Origin of the sequence: Pseudoruegeria sp. SHC-113 (assembly GCF_025376885.1) — a bacterium.
Classification (GTDB): Bacteria; Pseudomonadota; Alphaproteobacteria; order Rhodobacterales; family Rhodobacteraceae; genus Pseudoruegeria.
Window position 1 is genome coordinate 190,285 of the sequence record NZ_JAHUBR010000003.1, and the last position, 19,604, is coordinate 209,888.

Below are 19,604 nucleotides of genomic sequence, written 5' to 3' on the forward strand. Positions count from 1 at the left end.
CGTGGAACCCATTCTCAAGGGGCGCAACCTTGTCAAACGCTATGGTAAGGTCACCGCGCTGGACCATTGCGATTTCGACCTGCTGCCGGGGGAGATCCTCGCGGTAATCGGCGACAACGGCGCGGGGAAATCCTCGCTCATCAAGGCTGTCTCCGGCGCGGTGATCCCGGATGAGGGGGAGGTTTTTCTGGAAGGCCAGAAGGTGGCCTTCCGCACCCCCATCGAGGCCCGTGCGGCGGGGATCGAGACCGTCTACCAGACGCTCGCCATGTCGCCCGCGCTCTCGATCACCGACAACATGTTCATGGGGCGGGAAATCCGCAAACCGGGCTTTCGCGGCAAATACCTGCGCCAGCTCGACAAACCCGCGATGGAGCGCTTTGCCCGTGACAAGCTCAGCGAGCTGGGGCTGATGACGATCCAGAACATCAACCAGGCGGTGGAGACGCTCTCAGGCGGGCAGCGGCAGGGGGTTGCGGTGGCGCGGGCAGCGGCCTTCGGCTCCAAGGTGATCATCCTTGATGAACCCACCGCGGCGCTCGGCGTGAAGGAAAGCCGCCGGGTGCTGGAGCTGATCCTCGACGTGAAATCGCGTGGCATCCCGATCATCCTGATCAGCCACAACATGCCCCATGTCTTCGAGGTGGCGGACCGCATCCATGTGCACCGGCTGGGGCGCAGGCTCTGCGTGGTCGATCCGAAGGATTACACCATGTCCGACGCCGTGGCCTTCATGACGGGCGCGAAAGAGCCGCCTGCCGAAGTGGCGGCGGCATGAGCCTTGAGCTCGGGGCCCGGCAGGCCGCGGAGGCGATCGCGGCGCGCGCGCAGGGGCGTGCCCGTTTCGTCGTGGCCATCGCTGGGCCGCCCGGCTCGGGTAAATCCACGCTGGCCGAAGCCATCGGCGCGCGGCTGGGTGCTAATGCCTGCGTCGTGCCGATGGACGGGTTTCACCTGGATAATGCGCTTCTCGACGCACAGGGCTGGCGGCCCCGCAAGGGCGCGCCGCATACGTTCGATCTGGCTGGGCTGCGCGATCTGATCGTGCGTCTCGGCAACCCGCGCGCGCCGGTCTACTACCCGGTGTTTGACCGCGCCGCCGATCTGTCCCGCGCGGCGGCGGGCTGCGTGATGCCGGAGCAGAAGATCGTGCTGCTGGAAGGCAATTACCTGCTGCTGGATCAGCCCGGCTGGCGCGATCTGAAGCAGATGGTCGATATGTCCGTCTTCCTGCGCGTGGACATGGTGACGCTGCAGCAGCGGCTCATGGCGCGCTGGGAAGGCTTTGGCCTTGGGCCGGCTCAGGCCGAGGCCAAGACAGCCGGAAACGATCTGCCCAACGCGCAACTCGTGGTCACGGCTTCGCAGAAGGCCGACCTGGAGCTGGTGGACGGTATTCTCGCGCGCTAGAGGTTCGCGCACAATTTTCAGGCATATGCACTGGGACCGGGCAGAAATTGCGAAAAGTTTCGGGCGTTTCTGCACCAGACGCTGCCATCGCCCCGCTGCGGGCGCTAACATCACCGGGTAAACAACCGCACCGGATCCGATGCCGCCGCCCCCGCCATTCCTCGTGTTCACCGATCTCGACGGCACCCTGCTGGATCACGAAACCTATGACGCCAGTCCCGCCGCTCCTGCGCTCGCCCGCCTCGCGGCGCTGGGCGTGCCGGTTGTCATGGCCTCCAGCAAAACCGCCGCCGAAATCGCCCCCCTGCGCACGTCGCTTGGCCTAAAAGCCTGCCCGGCCATCGTCGAGAACGGCGCAGGGCTACTGGCACCGGGGGCTAAGGCCACGTCTTCCGGTGACGTCTATGCCAAGCTGCGCGCCGATCTTGAAACGCTCCCCAGCGCCTTGCGCGCATGCTTCACTGGCTTCGGCGATCTCACGTCCGAAGGTATCTCGGCGCTCACGGGCCTTCCCTTGGCCAATGCAGCGCTCGCGGCGCGGCGTCAGTTCTCCGAGCCGGGCCTTTGGACGGGCAGCGACGAGGCCCGCGCCACGTTCCTCAGCCACCTCCAAACCCTCGGCATTCACGCCCGCGAAGGCGGACGCTTCCTGACGCTCTCCTACGGGGCCACCAAGGCTGATCGCATGGCCGAGATCCGCGCGGGCTACGGTTCGCCCCGCGTTATCGCGCTGGGCGATGCGCCCAATGATCGCGAGATGCTCGAAGCGGCGGACGTCGCCGCCATCATCGCCAACCCGGCCCGTGCGCCACTGCCCCCTTTGAAGACCGAAGCGCAAGGCAAGGTGTTGCGCCCCACGGCCCCCGGCCCCGAAGGCTGGAACGCGGCCATTCACCAGATCCTTGATCAAACCGGCCTAGAGCCGAAAGGAGCCATCGATGGCTGACTTCCACCAGAACGGCAATGTTGCCACGCTCCACAACCTGCGCACCCAGGCACCCGGTGCGCTGGAGGCCGAGCTTGCGAGCTTCGCCCAAAGCCGCCACATCGGGCTGATCCTGCCCTCGCTCTTTTCCGAGTTGGAAGGCGCGGCGCTGCCCCATATCCTCGACGAGCTCTCCCACGTCAGCTATCTGCACCGCATCGTCATCGGGCTGGACCGCGCCGACGCCGCCCAATACCGCCACGCGCGCCAGTTCTTCAGCCGGCTGCCGCAGAACCACGTGGTGATCTGGAACGACAGCCCCCGCATGCAGGCGATCAGCGCCCGACTGGAAGCACTCGGCCTGAACCCCGGCGAACGCGGCAAGGGCCGCAACGTCTGGTTCTGCCTCGGCTACACCATCGCCTGCCAGGACACCGCCGTGGCCGCCATCCACGATTGCGACATCCTCACCTACGAGCGCGAGATGCTGGCGCGCCTTGTCTACCCGGTGGCCAATCCGAATTTCCCCTATCAGGTGGCCAAGGGCTATTATGCACGGGTGGGTGAAGACAAGATGAACGGCCGCGTGAGCCGCCTGCTTGTCTCGCCGATCCTGATCGCGCTCAAGCGCGTGATCGGGGATCGCGACTACCTCGATTACTTGCGCACCTTCCGCTACCCGCTCTCCGGCGAGTTCGCCATGCGCACGGGCATCCTCCCCGATCTGCGCATTCCGTCGGACTGGGGGCTCGAGATCGGCGTGCTCTCGGAAGCCTGGCGCAACCTCGCGCCGAAATCCGTGTGTCAGGTGGAAATCTCCGACAATTACGACCACAAGCACCAGCCCCTGAGCGAAGAGGACGCCTCCACCGGGCTGTCGCGCATGTCGGTGGACATCTGCAAGGCGATCTTTCGCAAGCTCGCCGCCGATGGCACGGTGTTCTCGGAGGAGATCTTCCGCTCCCTGAAAGCCACCTACTACCGCTCCGCGCTGGATCTGCTGGAGTGCTATTATTCCGACGCCAAGATGAACGGGCTCACGATTGACCGCCACCTCGAAGAGCGCAGCATCGAGCTTTTTGCCCAGAACATCGTGCAGGCCGGGCAGGTCTTCCTCGAAAACCCGGCCGAAACGCCTTTCATCCCGACGTGGAACCGCGTCCATGCCGCCGACCCCGACCTGATGCGCGACATGCGCGCAGCCGTGGCCGCAGATGAGGCGGAGTTCGGCTAGGTTTTGCGGCGGTTGGTGATCCAGCGGCACTGATAGGGCGCGAAGGCAATATCGCCGCCTTCCGCCGAAATGCGCTCGCCTGAAAGCAGGTCCACCCAATCCTCGCCCTCGATCAGGTTGATCGCAAAGGGCGAGACCTCCACCGTTTCGGCGCTCACATTGTGCAGCGCGAAAATGGATTGATCGCGATCAAGGCTCTGCCGCCAGACGCCAAAAAGCCGTTCGTCCAGTTGCAGGGTGAACTGCGTGGCATTGGGGTGGAAGGCCGATTGCGCGCAGCGGATGCGGATGCGCTCGCGCAGCCCGTTCATCACCTGCGCCTGTGGCGTGTCGGGATCGTCGAGCTTTTCGCGCAAGGTGGGGTAATCCCAGCGATGGCGGTTGATGGAGCGGTTCTGGCCCGTCTTCTCCACCGCCTCCAGATCATTGTGGCAGGCGGTGACGGAATGGATGTAGAAAGCCGGGATGCCCTCCAGCGCCATGACGATGGTCTGGCTGGCAAGGAAGCGCGCGATCTGCAGATTATCCTCGCCCGCAAAGGTGCCCTTCATGGCGTCAAAGAAGGTGATGTTCAGCTCATAGGGTGCCTCACCCCCGCCGGGCAGCGCGCGCATGTTCAGCTTGCCGCCGAAGGCCTTCACCGAACCGATGACCTTCTGCTTCTCTTCCTCCGGCAACACGCCTTCGGCGGGGCGCATGCCGATGCCATCATGGGAGGCGGTGAAGTTGAGATACGCACAACCCAGCTGCGCGGGCGGCATCGTCACCTGCCAGCGGTTCAGATAGCGCGCGGTGCCCGACAGCATGGCGTGCAGCACCAGCGGCGGCAGGGTGAAGTTGTACACCGCATGGGCCTCGTTGCGGTTGCCGAAATAGGAAAGGTTCTCGGCGTTGGGCACATTGGTTTCGGTCAGCAGCACCACGGTTTCGGTGGCGTAATCGCACAGAAGCCGCATCAGCTGCACGATGGCATGGGTCTGCGGCAGGTGGATCGAGGGCGTCCCGGCCTCCTTCCAGAGGAAGGCCACGGCATCGAGCCGGATGATGCGCACCCCATTGTCGATATGCAGGCGCATGATGCGCAGGAATTCCAGCAAGACCTCCGGGTTGCGGAAATCCAGATCCACCTGGTCGTGGCTGAACGTGCACCAGACATGTCGCGGGCCGTTTGCCGTCTCCACTTCGCGCAGCAGGGGGTGGGTGCGCGGGCGCACGACGTCGGACAGATCATCTTCCGGGCTCGCTTCGAAGAAGAAGCCGTCATAGGGCGCATGGCCCTGCAGGTAGCTGTTGAACCAATGGCTCTGGCTCGAAACATGGTTGAGCACCAGATCGCTCATCAGCTTGAAATCTGCCCCGATGCGGTTGATGTCGGGCCAGTCGCCCAGAATGGGGTTCACTGCGCGATAGTCAGTTACGGCAAAACCATCGTCCGAGGTGTAGGGGAAGAAGGGCAGGATATGCACGCCGTTCACGGTGCCCTGCATGTAGGTGTCGAGAAAATCGCGCAGGATATCGAGCGGCTTATGCGCGCCGTCGACCACCGAATTGCCATAGGTGATCAGCAGCGCGTCCTTCTCGCTCCAGAGGTTGTTGCCCGGCTTGCGCCCCCGCTTGCGCCGGCTACTGCCTTCCGGCCAGAAGGCCTCCACGATCTTGGAGGCAAGGATGTCGGCGTCCACATCTGGATAAACGCGGCGGATGAGCGTGGCGATCTTGGTGGAAAACGAGGCGCTGGCGTCGGTCATGGCGGGGCGGTTGGCTCTGTCATCTGGGGGCGGGACAGGGCCAAGCCTTTCCAATGAAACCGGTTTTGACAAGGCGTTTTCCGCCGAAACTTCCGAAACCGGGAAAGAGGGGGCTCTGCCCCGCCGGGCCTCACGGCCCGACTCCCCCGAGATATTTAACAGAACAAAGTGGGGCCCCTTCAGCTTGGCTGAAATATCCCGGAGCGCGAGGCAGAGCCTCGCAGAAATCTCCTTCAGCCCTGGCTGCAGAACATTTGGTACATCAGCTCGACCGTGCGGCGGGCGCGGTCGTCGGCGAGCGAATAGTAGATCGCCTTGCCCTCGCGGCGGGTCTGCACCATGCCGTCCTGCCGCAGGCGGGCGAGTTGCTGGCTGACCGCGGCCTGGCGGCTGCCGAGGCGTTCTTCCAGTTCGGAGACGGATTTTTCCCCTTCCACCAGGTTGCACAGGATCATCAGGCGGCCCTCGTGGGAGAGCGCCTTGAGGAGGGCAGCGGCCTGTTGGGCCTGGGTTTGCATGGTGGCGACATCCACATCGGGTGCCGCCTCAGTGCCGGGGTGAGTCACGCAAAGGCTCCTGCGGTGCGGGGCAGTTTGCGTCATATAGGCGCGTTTTGCCGAGAATGCGAGGGGGCAGGCTCTCACATCTCCGGGGCTGGAGCGCCGCCCTCGAAGGCGTTGCCGTTGGTGTAGTCGCAGGGCGCTTCCTGCATTTCGAGGTGCAGGCCGCTGCCGGTGTAGGGGTGGGCGCGGGCGAGATCCTCGTCGAAGTCGATGCCGAGGCCCGGTGCGGTGGGGGGCAGGATGTAGCCGTCTTCCCATGTGATCGACTGTTTGATCAGCGCCATGTGGAAGGCCCCGCCGGTCTGGATGGTTTCGGCGATCAAAAGGTTCGGCAGCGTCGTAGCGAGGTGGATGTTGGCCGCCCATTCCACCGGCCCGGCATAAAGATGCGGGGCGAGCTGTGCGTTGTAGGCCTCGGCCAGCGTGGCGATCTTCTTGGTTTCCCAGAGCCCGCCGGAGCGCCCCAGCGCCGGTTGCAGGATCGTCGCCGCGCCCTGCCGCAGCACCTCGGCGAATTCCGCTTTCGTCGTCAGCCGCTCGCCGGTGGCCACGGGCACCGAGGTGGCGCGGGCGACCTTGGCCATTTCGGGGATGTTGTCGGGCGGGATCGGCTCTTCGTACCAGAGCGGATCATAGGGCTCGATCGCCTTGGCCATGCGGATCGCGCCGCCGGTGGAAAACTGCCCGTGGGTGCCGAAGAGCAGATCCGCCTGATCGCCCACGGCCTCGCGGATGGCGCGGCAGAACTCGGCGCTCATCGTGATGTCGGTACGCGCGGGCTGGTGGCCGCCGCGGAAGGTATAGGGGCCGGCCGGGTCGAATTTCACCGCCGTGAAGCCGAGGCGCACCATCTCGATGGCGCATTCGGCGGCCATGTCGGGGGAGGTCCAGAACGGCTTCATCGGCTGGTTTTCAAGCGGGTAGAGGTAGGTGTAGGAGCGGATTCGCTCGTTCATCATCCCGCCCAGAAGCGCCCAGACAGGGCGGTCGAGCGCCTTGCCGAGGATGTCCCAGCAGGCGATCTCCAGCCCCGAGAAGGCGCCCATCACGGTGAGGTCGGGGCGCTGGGTGAAGCCGGAGGAATAGGCGCGGCGGAACATGCGCTCCACGTTCTGCGGGTGTTCGCCCTGCATGTGGCGCGTGAACACATCCGTGATCACCGCTTCCATCGCTTTCGGCCCCACCGAGGCCGCGTAGCATTCGCCGTAGCCGGTGAGGCCGCAGGCGGTGGTGAGCTTCACGAAGAGCCAGTAGCGCCCGCCCCAGCCCGGAGCCGGGGGCGCGACGGTGAAAATCTCGAGGTCTTGCAGTTTCATTGGTCAAACACGATCACGTTGCGGCGGGCGGAGCCTTTCTTGGTATCCTGCACCGCTTCGTTGATCGCCTCAAGCGGCCAGCGGGCGCTGATCAGCTCATCGAGCTTGAGCCGCCCCTGTCGGTAGAGATCGATCATCCATGGGATGTCGCGGGCCAGCACCACGTCGCCCATCTTGGAGCCGATCATGCCTTGGCCGAGGGCGGCGAAGGTGGCCGGATCGTAGCGCGCCAGATCGCCGTTGTGGGGCATGCCCACCATCACGAGCTGCCCGTTGGCGGCCAGAAGCGCGGGCGCGGCCTCATAGGCGGGGATCACGCCGACGGTGACGAAGACGGCATCGGCCAGCCGCCCGCCGGTGAGCGCCTTCAGCGCGGCGCGCTGGTCGGGCTCGGAGGCGAGGATACCGCCCGTCGCGCCGAAGTCCTTCGCCGCGTCCAGTTTCTCGGGCAGCATGTCCACGGCGATGATCTGGGCCGCCCCGGCGATGCGCGCGCCCTGAATGGCGTTGAGCCCCACGCCGCCCGCGCCGATCACTACCACGGTTTGCCCCGGGCGCACCTGTGCCGTGTTCACGGCCGCGCCCGCGCCGGTGATCACGCCGCAGGCCAGCAGCGAGGCGGCGTCGGCGGTGATGTCTGCGGGAAGGGGTGCCAGCTGGTTTTCCTGCACCACAACCTTTTCCGCAAAAGCTCCGCAATACATGGCGGCCTCCACGGCTGTGCCATCGGCGAGAGAGAGCGTGGGCGGGGCGCTGCGATCGCCTTCGCAGGCCACGGGGTGGCCCGAGCCGCAGGGGCTGCAGTGGCCGCAGGCGCGGATCAGGGTCACGAGCACGCGGTCGCCCAGCTTATAGCGGCTCTTGCCGTCACCCATCGCGGTGATCTTGCCGGCGGCCTCGTGGCCGTAGACAGCCGGCAGCGCACCGCCCCAGCCGCCCTCCATGTAGGAGATGTCGGAATGACAAATGGCGCAGGCCTCCACCGTGACTTCCACCTCGCCGGGGAGGCAGGCGCGTAGGCTGACCTCCTCGATGCGCAGGGGTGTTCCGTGGGTGTGGCAGACGGCGGCGCGGATCTTTTGCATGGTGGCCTCCTTGGCAGGGATCGGCTCAGACTGCGCTGCGCGGCTTTGCCGGGGCAAGCCTGATCCGCGACACCGCGTGTCGCTTTCAGGTTTACGGTGCGTCGGCCAGCGCCTGCGGGCGGCTGCGCAGCGCAATAAGGAGGCAGACGGCCATCAGCAGCATCGACAGCAGGAAGGGCGCGCCGGGGAAATAGGGGCTCGCGCCTTCGCGGCTGAACAGGCTGAAGGTCTGGGTCATCACCAATGGCGACAGGATCACAGCCACGGAGGCGACGCTGCCCAGAAGGCCCTGCAGCTCGCCCTGCTGGTTGTCCTCGGCCATGCGCGACATCATCCCCTGCAGCGCAGGACCGGCCAGCGCGCCAAGGGCGGTAAGCGGGGTGAGCACCAGCACGGCAGTGCCCGAGGGCAGGGTGGCGATCAGCAGGAAGGCGAAAGCGTTGAACAGCAGGCCGAAGAGCAGCGTGCGGTATTCACCGAGGCGCGGCAGGATCACCCGGATCAGCCCGCCCTGGATCAGCGCCATGGAGATACCGAAGGAGGCGAGGCTCAGCCCGATCATCTGCGCGCTCCAGCCGAATTTGGCCTGCGTGAAGTAAGACCACACCGCCGGGTAGACGAAAAACGCCAGCTGGTAGAGGAAGAAGATCAGCAGCAGCGGGCGCACGCCGTCGAGCTTGGAGATTGCCTTGAAGGCCCCGAAGGGGTTGGCGCGGCGCCACTCGAAGGGGCGGCGGATGCGGTCTGTCACGGTTTCGGGCAGCACGAAGTAGCCGAGCACCACGTTGAGCCCGGCCAGCACGGCGGCGGCCACGAAGGGCGCGCGGGGGCCGAAACTCGCGAGCAGGCCGCCGATCAGCGGGCCGAGCACGAAGCCCATGCCGAAGGCCGCGCTCATCAGGCCGAAGTTCTGCGCTTTCTTTTCGGGGGCGGAGATGTCGGCGATGAAGGCGGCGGCGGTGGCCTGTGTGGCGGCGGTGATGCCGCCAATGATGCGGCCCAGAAGCAGCAGCCAGATCGTGCCCGCGAGCGCCATGACGACGTAATCGAGGCACATCACCACGAGCGAGATCAGCAGCACCGGGCGGCGGCCGAAGCGGTCCGACAGGCTGCCCAGCGTGGGCGAGAACAGAAACTGCATCACTGCGAAGGCGGTGGCGAGGATGCCGCCCCAGATCGCGGCCGAAGCCAGATCGCCGCCCTGCACGTCGCGGATCAGATCGGGCATCACCGGCATGATCAGCCCGACGCCCATGGCGTCGATCATCAGCGTGAGCAGGATGAAGATGAAGGGCAGGCGGCTTTGCATCAGGCGGAGCCTGTGCTGGCAGCGCGGGCTTTTGCGGCGAAGGTGCGGGCCTCGGCAGGGGCGGTGCCAAGCTGCGCCTGCGGCGTGAAGAGCGCGGCGAGATCCAGATCGGGCCAGCGCGCGGCGGCGAGATCCTGCAGCGGGGTGCCGGTGTCCCGCGCCTCAGCGCAGAGTGCTTTGACTTCGGCCTGCGCTTCGGGCCGGCGCATCCGGGCGGCGAGCGCGAAGCTCAGGGCTTCGGCGTAGCTCAGGCCCAGCGGATCGGAGAGCCGCGCGTCCATGGCGGGGGCGTTGGGGGTGATGCCCTCGGCCAATTCAATCGCCACGGCCAGCGCGCGGGCGGTGCCGAGGCAGAGCTGGGGCAGAAGCATCCATTCCACCATCCAGGCCGCCGGGTCGCGCTGCTGGCGGTGAGTGGCTGCGCCCTGCAGCGCGGCGTTCAGGCCGGTGGCGCTGCGGGCGATGGCGATGAGCAGCGTCGGCTGCACCGGGTTGCGTTTCTGCGGCATGGTGGAGGAGGCCCCGCCGGCGGGCAGGGTGATCTCGGCCACTTCGTTCTGGTTCAGGAGCACCAGATCCTCGCCGAATTTCGCAAGGCTCGCGCAGAGGCCCGCCATCCAGCCGCACAGCGCGGCGAGGCCTTCGCGCTGGCTGTGCCAGCTTGCGCCGGGATCGGCCAGCGCCAGCCCTTCCGCCAGTTTCGCGCGCACATCGGTTCCCTTTGGCCCCATCGCCGCGAGGGTGCCGGAGGCCCCGGAGAGGCTCACCTTCAGTACCTCGCCACGCAGGGCGGCGAGGCGGCTGCGGTGGGCCAGCAGCGGCGCGCCCCATTCAGCGGCCTGTGCGCCGAAGCTCGTGGGCGTGGCGATCTGGCCAAAGGTGCGCGCGGCCATTGGCAAGTCGGCATGGGCTTCGGCCTGCGTGGCGAAGGCGGCGAGCAGGGCGTCGATGCGTTTGTCAAAGAGCGTGAGCAACTGGCGCAGGCGCAGGACCAACCCGGTGTCCATGATGTCCTGCGAGGTCGCGCCCCAGTGGATGTATTGTGCGTGCTCCGGCGCTTCCATCGCCTTGCGGAAGGCGGCCACGAGGGCGGGCACCACGACGGCGGATTGCCCGGTGCCCGCCGAAAGCCCGGCGGGATCGATCTGGCACTCAAGGCTCGCGCGATGGATGAAGAAGGCGCTTTCCTCCGGGATCACGCCGCAGCCCCCTTGCGCCTTGGCGAGCGCGCCTTCCACGATCAGCATGGCGCGCACCACGGCGCTGTCGGAAAACAGCTTCCCGGCCTCGGCATCGAGGAAAAGATCGCGGTAGATCGCGCTGTCGTAGACGGAGGCTGCCATGGTGTTCTCCTGTCCTGTCTCTTAACCCCAGTCTTCCAGCGCGCGCTGGAAGATGGCGGCATCCACATTGCCCCCCGAGACCACCACGAAGACGGCGTCGCCCTCGATCGCATCGCCATGGTAGAGCGCAGCGGCCAGCGCGGCGGCACCGCCGGGCTCCACGACCAATTTAAGCCGGGTGAAGGCCGTGGCCATGGCGCAGAGACAATCGGCCTCGCTCACCACGATGCCGGGGCCGCAGAGGCGCTTAAGGATCGGGAAGGTCAGGTTGCCGGGGCTCTGGGTGACGATTGCGTCGCAGATCGAGCCTGCCGTGGTGGGGTTGCGCTCGATCTCGCCGGAGACAAGCGAGCGGGTCACGTCATCAAAGCCTTCGGGTTCCACCGGGCGCACACGCAGGCCGGGGGCCTTGGCCTCCAGCGCCAGCGCCACGCCCGAGGTCAGCCCGCCGCCACCGCAGGGGATCAACACATCGGCCTCCGACACCCGGCGCAGGCGGGCCTGTTCGGCAATCTCAAGGCCGATGGTGCCCTGCCCGGCGATCACTTGCGGCTCATCAAAGGGAGCGATCAGCGTCAGCCCCTGTTCGGCGGCCAGCCGCGCGCCGATCTCGGCGCGGTCCTCTGTGTCGCGCTGATACAGCACCACCTGCGCCCCAAGCGCGCGGGTGTTCTCGATCTTCAGGTTGGGCGCATCCGACGGCATCACCACAACAGCGCGGATGCCGAACATGCGCGCGGCATATGCCACGCCCTGCCCGTGGTTGCCGGAGGAAAAGGCCAGCACGCCCTTCTCGCGGATCGCCTCGGGCAGGGAGGCGATGGCATTGTAAGCCCCGCGAAATTTGAAGCTGCCGGTCTGCTGCAGGCATTCGGGCTTCACATAAACGCGGCGGCCCGCGATCTCGTCCAGAAAGGGGGAGTTCAGGATCTGGGTGCGGCGACGGTTGCCGGCGAGGCGCGCATTGGCGGCCTCGATCATCTGGATGTTCATTGCAGCTCTTTCAGGAAAGCGTGGATCACGGCGAGGCTTTCGGGCTCGTCAAGGAAGGGCACGTGGCCGCGATCGGGGACGTCGGCGAAATGCATGTCCGGGCGGCGCGCGCGCATGGCAGCGGCGGTCTCGGCGGTGAGCAGGTTGGAGTTCGCGCCCCGGATCAGGCCCAGCGGCAGGCCGGCGAAAGCGTCAAACAGAGGCCAGAGATCGGGCACGGGGGCGGCCCCGGCGGCCTCGATCGCGTCGCGCAGGCGCTTGTCGTAGCGCAACTCGATGCCAGCCTCTGTCTCGCGGTAGTGGTTCTGCGCCTCGGCGAGCCAGCGCTCTGGCGGCACATTGGCAAAGCCGTCCATCAGCTTGGCGCGGGCGGCGGCGATCTCGGGCAGGGAGCGCTGGGCCGGGCGGCGGCCCAGGTAGCCCATGATGTAAGATAACCCGTCGGCGGCGATTTCGGGGCCGATGTCGTTGAGGCAGACGCCGAGCAGGCGGTCCTTCACCGTGGCGGCCAGCGCCATGGCGATGAGCCCGCCGCGTGAGGTGCCAAGTATCGCGGCCTTCTCAAGCCCGAGGTAATCCATCAATTCCACCACGTCCCGCGCTTCAACGGGGATGGAATAGGTGTGGAAATCCTCGGCATAGTCGCTTTCGCCTCGGCCCCGGTAATCGGGGCGGATCAGACGGATGCCTTCCAGATGCGGGGCGAGGTGATCGAAATCGCGGCCGTTGCGGGTGAGCCCGGCAAGGCACAGGAGCGGCAGCCCCTCGCCCTCGTCGGTATAGGCAAGCGACAGGCCGTCGCTGGACGTGAAACGCTGTATCAAAGGGATTGGGCCAATTCCGGAATGGTGGTCAGATCTGAGAGCGTATGTGCCGGAACCCAGGGCAGGCGGTCAACAGGTTCCCCACCCCGATTGACCCAAACCGTGTGAAACCCGTAGCCGGTGGCGCAGCCTGCGTCCCATCCGTTGGAGGAGACGAAGAGCACTTCTTCCTTGGTGCAGCCGAAGCGCGCCCCCACCAGATCGTAGACGCGCGCATCCGGCTTGAAGATGCCAACGCTCTCGACCGAGAGCACATCGTCCAGCACATCGCCGACGCCGGCGGAGCGCACCGCGCCTTCCAGCATGGCGGGCGAGCCGTTGGAGAGGATGGCCGTTTGGAAACCCTGCGCCTTCAACTGGCTCAACATCGCGGGCACTTCCGGGTAGGCGGAGAGCTCCCAGTAGAGCGCCAGCAGCCGTTCGCGCAGGTCGGGATCGGTGAGGCCAGAGGCCTCCAGCGCCCAGTCGAGCCCGTTCTGCGTGACCTCCCAAAAATCGGTGTGCGCCCCGACGACAGCGCGCAGCCAGGTGTATTGCAACTGCTTGAGCCGCCAGTCGCTGGCCACTTTCACCCAATGCGCGGCGAAGGCCTCGCGCCCCGGCTCGCCCGCCGCTTGCCGTGCGGCGGCGGCCACGTCAAAGAGCGTGCCATAGGCATCGAAAACGCAGGTGGTGACGGGCATCGGGCGCTCCTTCATGTCGCAAACTGGCGCGAGAGTGGCACGGGAGGGGGGCAGATGCCAATTGTCGTGCTAAGGTGGCGGGGCACAAGGAAAGGAATTCAGCGATGAGCGGCGCAGCGGAGCATCACGGCAAGGTCTGGTGGAGCGAATTGATGACGCGGGACGTGAAAGCCGCGCTGCACTACTACGAAACCGTCTGCGGCTGGACGATCTCGCAGATGCCGATGCAGGATCCCAAGATGGGCACTTACTACATGGGCAGCCGCAACGATCAGCCCGTGGCTGGGATCATGGACATGGCCCCCCTGCCGGGCATGGAGGAGGTGCCGCCCCATTGGTTTACCTATTTCGCCGTAGCCGATCTGGACGCCGCGCTGCAGGCAACGAAGGCCCAAGGTGGGGAGATCCTGCGCCCGCCCTTTGACATTCCCGGCGTGGGGCGCATCGCGATCATCACCGATCCCACCGGCGCAGCGCTGGGGATCATGACGCCCGCCGGGTGAGCGGCTTTAGCGCAGCGCGGCGAGCGCGTCCGGGCTGAGCGGCAACTCCAGAAAGGCCTCGATCGCGGCGCGCGTGTTGGCGCGTGTTTCGGGGCGTTTGTATTCCTGCACGAAGCGGCCCAGAAGCTGGGAGGCGATGAAGAAGGGCAGGGTGGTGGTTTCTTCCTTCGGATCCAGCAGCCCGCATTTCAGGAAGGCCTTCATGTCGGGCTCCGAAATCCCAAGCCGCAAGCGGCCGGAGGGGTGCGGATAGGTGATCTGCAGGTAGACGAGGAAGCGCGCCACCTCCTGACTCAGGGCCATCCAGCTTTCGCCCTGGATATCGAAGCCGTAGAGCGTGCCTTGATGGAACGAGAGATTGAGCGTGGTGAAATCGCCGTGGGTGGCGGCTTGGCACACATCGGCCCCGGCCACCAGCGGCGCGCGGCGATGCATGTTGTCGTGCAGGCGGGCGGCCAGCGCCTGATCGTCGGCATCGGGGATCTGCGCGGCAAGGCCTGCGCGTTTCTCGACCCAGTAATGGGGGCCGAAATTGGCCAGACGTTGGCGGCCCGAGGTATATCGCTTCAGCCAACTGCCGCATTGCGCCACCAGCCGCCGCCGCTTGGCGGCATCGGCTTTCGCCATCACCTCGTCCAGCCGGTTGCCCGGTACGAAAGACAGAACAGCCAGCCCGGCGTCCGGCCGCGCATGGCGCATTTGCAGGGCCTGAAGCGGCCCCTCGGACATGAAGCCTTCCAGATAGGCCAGTTCCGCCACCTGCCGCTCAACCGTTTCCAGCGCCTTGTCGCCCGAATACAGTTTGAAGATCACCCGCTCACCGCCAAGCTTGCCGATGAACACGGCGCGGTCCGGCTTGGCCTTGATGAACTTCTGGATCTTTGCCCCGCTCAGGGCCGGGTCTTGTGCGATGATGCCTTTGAGCCGTGTGGCGGTCTCGTCCATCAGGCCGATCTGATTGACAAAGGGAAGTTTCATCGCCGGTGGCTCCTGCTGGTCGCGTGGTGTGACCCTAGCTGTAGGTTGTGTCGGACAAAACCCCGCACGTCATGATGTTTAGTCGTTTGGCTAAGTTTATTGACTCAGGCGGAGGTGGAACTTAAACTTAGTCACATGGCTAAGTATGATCCCTCCCTCGATGCCTGTTTCACCGCGCTGGGCGATCCGACGCGGCGCGGCATTCTTGAGCGGCTGGCGCGCGGCCCTGCCACGGTGAGCGAGTTGGCCGCGCCTCATGATATGGCGCTGCCCTCCTTCATGGGGCATCTGCGTAAGCTGGAAGCCGCCGGGCTGATCGCAACGCAGAAAGAAGGGCGCAGCCGCATCTGCCGCCTGTCGCCCGAGGCCTTCGCCCCCGTTCACAGCTGGCTTTCCGAACAGCGCGCCCTCTGGGAGGGGCGGCTGGACCGGTTCGACGCCTATGTCACCACCCTCACAACGGATGAAACCCCATGATCCTTGATCCCGAGACAGACCTCAGCTTCACCCGCACCCTGAACGCCCCCCGCGCCCTCTTGTGGGCGTGCTGGACGACGCCCGAGCACATCAGGCATTTCTTCGTGCCCAAGCCCTACGGGATCGACTCCTGCGAAATCGATCTGCGCGTCGGCGGGCGGTTCAACACGGTGATGAACATCGACGGCCAGCTCATGGCCAACCAAGGCGTCTACCTCGAGATCATCCCGCAGGAGAGGTTGGTGTTCACCGATACCTACACCGAAGGCTGGAAGCCCGCCGCCGACCCGTTCATGACGGCCATCGTCGATTTCGCCGATGCCGAAGGCGGCGGCACCACCTACACGGCCACCGCCCGCCACCGCAGCGCTGAGGCGCGAAAGGGCCATGAGGATATGGGCTTCTTTGACGGCTGGGGTACGGTGGCCACCCAGCTGGAGGCCTACGCCCGGAGTTTGATGTAGTCGACATTTGGAGCGGGCGGCACCTGTTGGCCGTGGCAGTAACAGGTGCTCAGCTGCCTGTGAGCAGGCGCAGGAGTATTCGGGTGTCGTGATCCTGCCCGCCAAAGAAAACCGCAAGGATGCGGACCGTTTCAGCCCGTTCGTCGGCGTCAAAATAGAAAACCGCGCGCCCCTTGGTCACGTTACGGATGCCTTGACCAAGGTGCGGCCGCAAGCTGCCTTGCAGGGGCGCATCGCCAAGCCTTTCCATATCGGCTTCGATCTGGCCAATGCGCCGCTGCGCCATGGCAAAAGCCGTTTCCGTATCCTCGCCGAACCCCTCGGCCGACGCGACTAGGAAATCAAAGATCACTTCAAGGTCGGCGGCGACACCGCGCGCCCGCGTGAACTTAAAGGCCACGCTCGGCCCGCTTGCGCGCGATCATGTCTGATGTTGCCTTTCGCCCGTCCTCCAGGGATTGGAAATCGCCCTTGCGCCGCGCCTCAAGAAGTGCGCGCAACGCGTCAGAGGTTTGCGATTGATCCCGAAGCAATTCCAGCCCCTGTTGCAAGACCGCGCTCAGGCTCGCAAACCTGCCTTCTGCCACAAGCCTGCGGGCATAGGCCTCTTGCGACTCGGTCAGGGAAATCGACGCTTTGACACTCATGTTGGCCTCCAGTGCTACTGGGTAGTATTTCGGGTCGTGTGAGGCGTGTCAATCCGAAGGCCAATGCGCGCAGCCCAATGAAAAAGGGCCGCCCGATCAGGGCAGCCCTTGATGACTTTCAGAAACCGCCGCGCCCTTAGTCGCGGTATTTGGACATCACAAGCGTGGCGTTGGTGCCGCCGAAGCCGAAGCTGTTGGAGAGCACCGTATCCAGTTTCACGTTGTCGCGGCGGGTGGTGACGATCTCTTCCGGTTTCAGGGCCGGGTCCAGTTCGGTGACGTTGGCCGAGGCGGCGATGAAGTTGTTCTCCATCATCAGGATCGAATAGATCGCCTCATGCACGCCGGTCGCGCCAAGGCTGTGACCGGTGAGCGATTTGGTGGAGGCGATCGGGGGCGTGTTGCCCTCGCCGAACACGCGGCGCACCGCTTCCACTTCCGTCACATCGCCTGCGGGCGTCGAGGTGCCGTGGGCGTTGATGTAATCCACCGAGCGATCCTCGCCCAGCGTGGAGAGCGCGAGTTTCATGGAGCGCTCGCCGCCTTCGCCAGAGGGCGCGACCATGTCGTAGCCGTCGGAGGTGGCGCCGTAGCCGGTGACTTCGCAGTAGATCTTCGCGCCGCGCGCCAGCGCGTGCTCCAGCTCTTCCAGCACCACAACACCGCCGCCGCCGCCGATCACGAAACCGTCGCGGGTGGCGTCAAACGGGCGGGAGGCCGTTTCGGGCGTGTCGTTGTATTTGGAGGACATCGCGCCCATCGCGTCGAACAGGCACGACAGCGTCCAGTCCACTTCCTCGCCGCCGCCGGCAAAGACGATGTCCTGCTTGCCGAGCTGGATTTGCTCCACGCCGTTGCCGATGCAATGGGCGGAGGTCGAGCAGGCCGAAGTGATCGAGTAGTTCACACCCTTGATCTTGAAGGGCGTCGCAAGGCAGGCGGAGTTGGTGGAGGACATGCAGCGCGTGACCATGAAGGGCCCCATGCGCTTGGGCGCGCCTTTTTCCTTCACGATGGTGTGGGCGGTGAAGAAGTTGGAGGTCGACGGACCGCCAGAGCCCATGATCAGGCCGGTGCGGACGTTGGAGACCTCGTTTTCCTCCAGCCCGGAATCGGCCACGGCCTGTTCCATCGCGAGGTAGTTATAGGCGGCACCCGGCCCCATGAAGCGCAGCTGGCGCTTGTCGATGGCTTCCACCAGATCGATCTGCGGGATGCCGGCCACCTGCGAGCGGAAGCCGTTCTCGGCGTAGGTTTCCTCGCGGATGATGCCGGATTTGCCGGCCATCAGCGAGTCCAGCACTTCGTTTGCATTGTTGCCGATGGGCGAGACGATCCCCAGCCCGGTGATGACGACGCGGCGCATGGCGCACTCCTCTTCGCGAATTGGGGGTCAGTTGGCCGAGAGGGCCACTTTCATGTCCTTGACGAGGTAGATCACCTCTCCGTCGGCTTCCACGCGGCCATCGGCAACGCCCATGGTCAGGCGGCGCGTCTGCACGGCCTTGGTGAAATCCACGTAGTAGGTGAGCATCTTGCGATCGGGCCGGACCATGCCGGTGAGCTTCACTTCGCCCACGCCAAGCGCATAGCCGCGCCCTTGCCAGCCGCGCCAGCCAAGGTTGAAGCCGGTCAGCTGCCATAGGCCATCAAGGCCAAGGCAGCCGGGCATGATCGGGTTGCCCGGGAAGTGGCAGTCGAAGAACCAGAGGTCGGGCGTGATATCAAACTCCGCCACCACATGGCCCTTGCCGTGTTCACCGCCGTCGCCGCTGATCTCGGTGATGCGATCCATCATCAGCATCGGCGGGGCCGGCAGCTGGGCATTGCCCTCGCCAAACAGCTCGCCACGCGCGCATTTCAGCAGATCTTCCTTGTCAAAGCTGTTCGGATAATCCGACATCGTTCCCGCAGCCCTTGTGCCTGTTGTTCTCTTTGTATTGAACCCCTCTAGCACCGGCGGTTGACCAAGGGCAAGGGAGGCGCCACGGCAGCCGCGACTCATTTTCATTTGAAACTGCCGAATTGCGGCCTTTATACTATGGTTTACACGGACAGACGGAAGACGCCACGGATGATGACCGAAGCCCAGACCCGCGCCACCGATTGGCTTGCCACATCGGAGCTGCGCCCGACACGCCAGCGCACAGCACTTGCCGCGTTGCTGGTGGGCGATGGGCAGAACCGTCACGTGACGGCGGAAAGCCTGTTTGATGCGGCCAGCCATGCGGGTGAAAAGGTCTCGCTTGCGACGGTCTACAACACGCTGCGCGCTTTCTGCGATGCGGGCCTCTTGCGCGAGATCACCGTGGATGGCTCCAAGAGCTACTTTGACACCAACATCTCCGACCACCCGCATTTCTACTGGGAAGACAGTGCCCGCCTGACGGATGCGCCGAAAGAACAGCTGGAGATCGCCCGCGTGCCGGATGCGCCCGAAGGCGCGGAGATCGCCAAGGTGGACGTGGTGATCCGCCTGCGCCGGAAATAAGCCCCCCCTCGATCGCTGAATGAAAAACGGCGCCCAAGTGGGCGCCGCTTTTGTTTGTTTGGGGTGTTTGCCGGATCAGTTGATCGAAACGATTTCGAAATCGAAGGTCAGCGCCTTGCCCGCCAGCGGGTGGTTGGCGTCCAGCGTGACGCTGTCCTCGGTGATCTCGACAACCGTCACCGGGATGGCGCGGCCATCGGGGGTTTGCATCTGCAGTTGGATGCCGACTTCCAGCGGAATCTCCGCCGGGATCTGGGCGCGGGGCACGGATTGGCGGGCTTCGTCGTGGGAGGGACCATAGGCCTTCTCAGGCGCGATGGTCACGGATTTGCTCTCGCCCACGGCCATGCCGGGCAGGGCTTCGTCCAGACCCGGGATGATCTGGCCGGAGCCGACAGTGAATTCCAGCGGGTCGCGGCCTTCGGAGGAGTCAAAGACGGAACCGTCGTCCAGTGTGCCCTTGTAGTGAATGCGGACGGTATCGCCCGATTTGATCTCGGTCATCGGTAGCACTTTCGATTTTCTGGGGGGTGAATTGGGTGAGGCCGGCAGCCCGCCGGGTGCTCACATGAAAGATGGCGGCGAGCCTAACGGCTGTGGCCCGGATGTAA

Annotated in this window: 23 protein-coding genes; 9 read left to right on the top strand and 14 right to left on the bottom strand. The window is 65.3% G+C overall.

Annotation, left to right across the window (positions count from 1 at the left end; genetic code table 11):
* Nucleotide 1: 1 nt before the first annotated feature.
* The 4 genes from KVX96_RS17115 to KVX96_RS17130 all read left to right on the top strand — a co-directional run bounded on the left by KVX96_RS17115 (nucleotide 2) and on the right by KVX96_RS17130 (nucleotide 3,569).
* A complete protein-coding gene (locus KVX96_RS17115) occupies nucleotides 2-778 on the top strand; it encodes an ATP-binding cassette domain-containing protein (protein ID WP_261196059.1) in 777 nt (258 codons plus the stop codon).
* The gene (locus KVX96_RS17120; RefSeq protein ID WP_261195988.1) at nucleotides 775-1,410 is read left to right on the top strand and encodes an AAA family ATPase; all 636 of its coding nucleotides are present in this window, start codon (nucleotides 775-777) and stop codon (nucleotides 1,408-1,410) included. Before KVX96_RS17115 ends, KVX96_RS17120 begins: the two co-directional genes overlap by 4 nt.
* A 139-nt stretch (nucleotides 1,411-1,549) precedes the next feature.
* A complete protein-coding gene (locus KVX96_RS17125) occupies nucleotides 1,550-2,356 on the top strand; it encodes an HAD-IIB family hydrolase (protein ID WP_261195989.1) in 807 nt (268 codons plus the stop codon).
* Complete coding sequence (locus tag KVX96_RS17130; RefSeq protein ID WP_261195990.1) at nucleotides 2,349-3,569, top strand: glycosyl transferase; 1,221 nt, start codon at nucleotides 2,349-2,351, stop codon at nucleotides 3,567-3,569. Before KVX96_RS17125 ends, KVX96_RS17130 begins: the two co-directional genes overlap by 8 nt.
* Here KVX96_RS17130 and KVX96_RS17135 read toward each other — a convergent pair.
* The 9 genes from KVX96_RS17135 to KVX96_RS17175 all read right to left on the bottom strand — a co-directional run bounded on the left by KVX96_RS17135 (nucleotide 3,566) and on the right by KVX96_RS17175 (nucleotide 13,433).
* Entirely contained in the window at nucleotides 3,566-5,317 is a 1,752-nt protein-coding gene (locus KVX96_RS17135) for a sugar phosphorylase (protein WP_261195991.1), read from the bottom strand. The genes KVX96_RS17130 and KVX96_RS17135 overlap by 4 nt on opposite strands.
* Nucleotides 5,318-5,550: 233 nt before the next feature.
* On the bottom strand, nucleotides 5,551-5,835 hold the full coding sequence (locus KVX96_RS17140; RefSeq protein ID WP_261196060.1) for an ArsR/SmtB family transcription factor: 285 nt from the start codon (nucleotides 5,833-5,835) through the stop codon (nucleotides 5,551-5,553).
* A gap of 122 nt (nucleotides 5,836-5,957) precedes the next feature.
* Complete coding sequence (locus tag KVX96_RS17145; protein ID WP_261195992.1) at nucleotides 5,958-7,196, bottom strand: mandelate racemase/muconate lactonizing enzyme family protein; 1,239 nt, start codon at nucleotides 7,194-7,196, stop codon at nucleotides 5,958-5,960.
* The gene (locus KVX96_RS17150) at nucleotides 7,193-8,281 is read right to left on the bottom strand and encodes an alcohol dehydrogenase catalytic domain-containing protein (RefSeq protein WP_261195993.1); all 1,089 of its coding nucleotides are present in this window, start codon (nucleotides 8,279-8,281) and stop codon (nucleotides 7,193-7,195) included. The genes KVX96_RS17145 and KVX96_RS17150 overlap by 4 nt, the downstream gene beginning before the upstream one ends.
* Before the next feature lie 91 nt (nucleotides 8,282-8,372).
* The gene (locus tag KVX96_RS17155; protein WP_261195994.1) at nucleotides 8,373-9,590 is read right to left on the bottom strand and encodes a TCR/Tet family MFS transporter; all 1,218 of its coding nucleotides are present in this window, start codon (nucleotides 9,588-9,590) and stop codon (nucleotides 8,373-8,375) included.
* Nucleotides 9,590-10,933 (bottom strand): lyase family protein, encoded by a 1,344-nt coding sequence (locus tag KVX96_RS17160; protein WP_261195995.1) that lies wholly within the window; start codon nucleotides 10,931-10,933, stop codon nucleotides 9,590-9,592. Before KVX96_RS17160 ends, KVX96_RS17155 begins: the two co-directional genes overlap by 1 nt.
* A 21-nt stretch (nucleotides 10,934-10,954) precedes the next feature.
* Nucleotides 10,955-11,926 carry a threonine/serine dehydratase gene (locus tag KVX96_RS17165; protein ID WP_261195996.1) on the bottom strand — a complete coding sequence of 324 codons (972 nt, stop codon included), beginning with the start codon at nucleotides 11,924-11,926 and terminating at the stop codon, nucleotides 10,955-10,957.
* On the bottom strand, nucleotides 11,923-12,750 hold the full coding sequence (locus tag KVX96_RS17170) for an alpha/beta fold hydrolase (RefSeq protein ID WP_261195997.1): 828 nt from the start codon (nucleotides 12,748-12,750) through the stop codon (nucleotides 11,923-11,925). The genes KVX96_RS17165 and KVX96_RS17170 overlap by 4 nt, the downstream gene beginning before the upstream one ends.
* Entirely contained in the window at nucleotides 12,747-13,433 is a 687-nt protein-coding gene (locus KVX96_RS17175; RefSeq protein ID WP_261195998.1) for a haloacid dehalogenase type II, read from the bottom strand. The genes KVX96_RS17170 and KVX96_RS17175 overlap by 4 nt, the downstream gene beginning before the upstream one ends.
* Before the next feature lie 104 nt (nucleotides 13,434-13,537).
* Between KVX96_RS17175 and KVX96_RS17180 the strand changes: the two genes are divergently transcribed.
* The gene (locus KVX96_RS17180; RefSeq protein ID WP_261195999.1) at nucleotides 13,538-13,936 is read left to right on the top strand and encodes a VOC family protein; all 399 of its coding nucleotides are present in this window, start codon (nucleotides 13,538-13,540) and stop codon (nucleotides 13,934-13,936) included.
* A 6-nt stretch (nucleotides 13,937-13,942) separates the two neighbouring features.
* Here KVX96_RS17180 and KVX96_RS17185 read toward each other — a convergent pair whose 3' ends face one another.
* Nucleotides 13,943-14,914 carry a phosphotransferase gene (locus KVX96_RS17185; protein ID WP_261196000.1) on the bottom strand — a complete coding sequence of 324 codons (972 nt, stop codon included), beginning with the start codon at nucleotides 14,912-14,914 and terminating at the stop codon, nucleotides 13,943-13,945.
* A 135-nt stretch (nucleotides 14,915-15,049) separates the two neighbouring features.
* On the opposite strand from KVX96_RS17185, the gene KVX96_RS17190 reads away from it, so the two are divergent.
* The 3 genes from KVX96_RS17190 (at nucleotide 15,050) to KVX96_RS17200 (ending at nucleotide 16,192) form a co-directional block, all read left to right on the top strand.
* Nucleotides 15,050-15,391, top strand: a complete 342-nt coding sequence (locus tag KVX96_RS17190; protein ID WP_261196001.1) for an ArsR/SmtB family transcription factor — start codon at nucleotides 15,050-15,052, stop codon at nucleotides 15,389-15,391.
* Nucleotides 15,388-15,855 (top strand): SRPBCC family protein, encoded by a 468-nt coding sequence (locus KVX96_RS17195; RefSeq protein ID WP_261196002.1) that lies wholly within the window; start codon nucleotides 15,388-15,390, stop codon nucleotides 15,853-15,855. The genes KVX96_RS17190 and KVX96_RS17195 overlap by 4 nt, the downstream gene beginning before the upstream one ends.
* A gap of 88 nt (nucleotides 15,856-15,943) precedes the next feature.
* Entirely contained in the window at nucleotides 15,944-16,192 is a 249-nt protein-coding gene (locus tag KVX96_RS17200) for a hypothetical protein (RefSeq protein ID WP_261196003.1), read from the top strand.
* 52 nt (nucleotides 16,193-16,244) lie between these two features.
* Here the strand turns inward: KVX96_RS17200 and KVX96_RS17205 are convergent, their stop codons facing one another.
* From KVX96_RS17205 to fabA, 3 genes are all read right to left on the bottom strand, one after another.
* Nucleotides 16,245-16,502, bottom strand: coding sequence for a type II toxin-antitoxin system ParD family antitoxin (locus KVX96_RS17205; RefSeq protein ID WP_261196004.1), 258 nt, complete (start codon nucleotides 16,500-16,502; stop codon nucleotides 16,245-16,247).
* 136 nt (nucleotides 16,503-16,638) lie between these two features.
* Nucleotides 16,639-17,868, bottom strand: a complete 1,230-nt coding sequence (gene fabB / locus KVX96_RS17210; protein ID WP_261196005.1) for a beta-ketoacyl-ACP synthase I — start codon at nucleotides 17,866-17,868, stop codon at nucleotides 16,639-16,641.
* Between the two features lie 27 nt (nucleotides 17,869-17,895).
* Nucleotides 17,896-18,405 carry a bifunctional 3-hydroxydecanoyl-ACP dehydratase/trans-2-decenoyl-ACP isomerase gene (gene fabA / locus KVX96_RS17215; protein WP_261196006.1) on the bottom strand — a complete coding sequence of 170 codons (510 nt, stop codon included), beginning with the start codon at nucleotides 18,403-18,405 and terminating at the stop codon, nucleotides 17,896-17,898.
* A 174-nt stretch (nucleotides 18,406-18,579) separates the two neighbouring features.
* On the opposite strand from fabA, the gene irrA reads away from it, so the two are divergent.
* The gene (irrA, locus tag KVX96_RS17220) at nucleotides 18,580-18,993 is read left to right on the top strand and encodes an iron response transcriptional regulator IrrA (RefSeq protein WP_261196061.1); all 414 of its coding nucleotides are present in this window, start codon (nucleotides 18,580-18,582) and stop codon (nucleotides 18,991-18,993) included.
* 75 nt (nucleotides 18,994-19,068) lie between these two features.
* Here the strand turns inward: irrA and KVX96_RS17225 are convergent, their stop codons facing one another.
* The gene (locus tag KVX96_RS17225; RefSeq protein WP_261196007.1) at nucleotides 19,069-19,497 is read right to left on the bottom strand and encodes a peptidylprolyl isomerase; all 429 of its coding nucleotides are present in this window, start codon (nucleotides 19,495-19,497) and stop codon (nucleotides 19,069-19,071) included.
* Nucleotides 19,498-19,604: the final 107 nt, after the last annotated feature.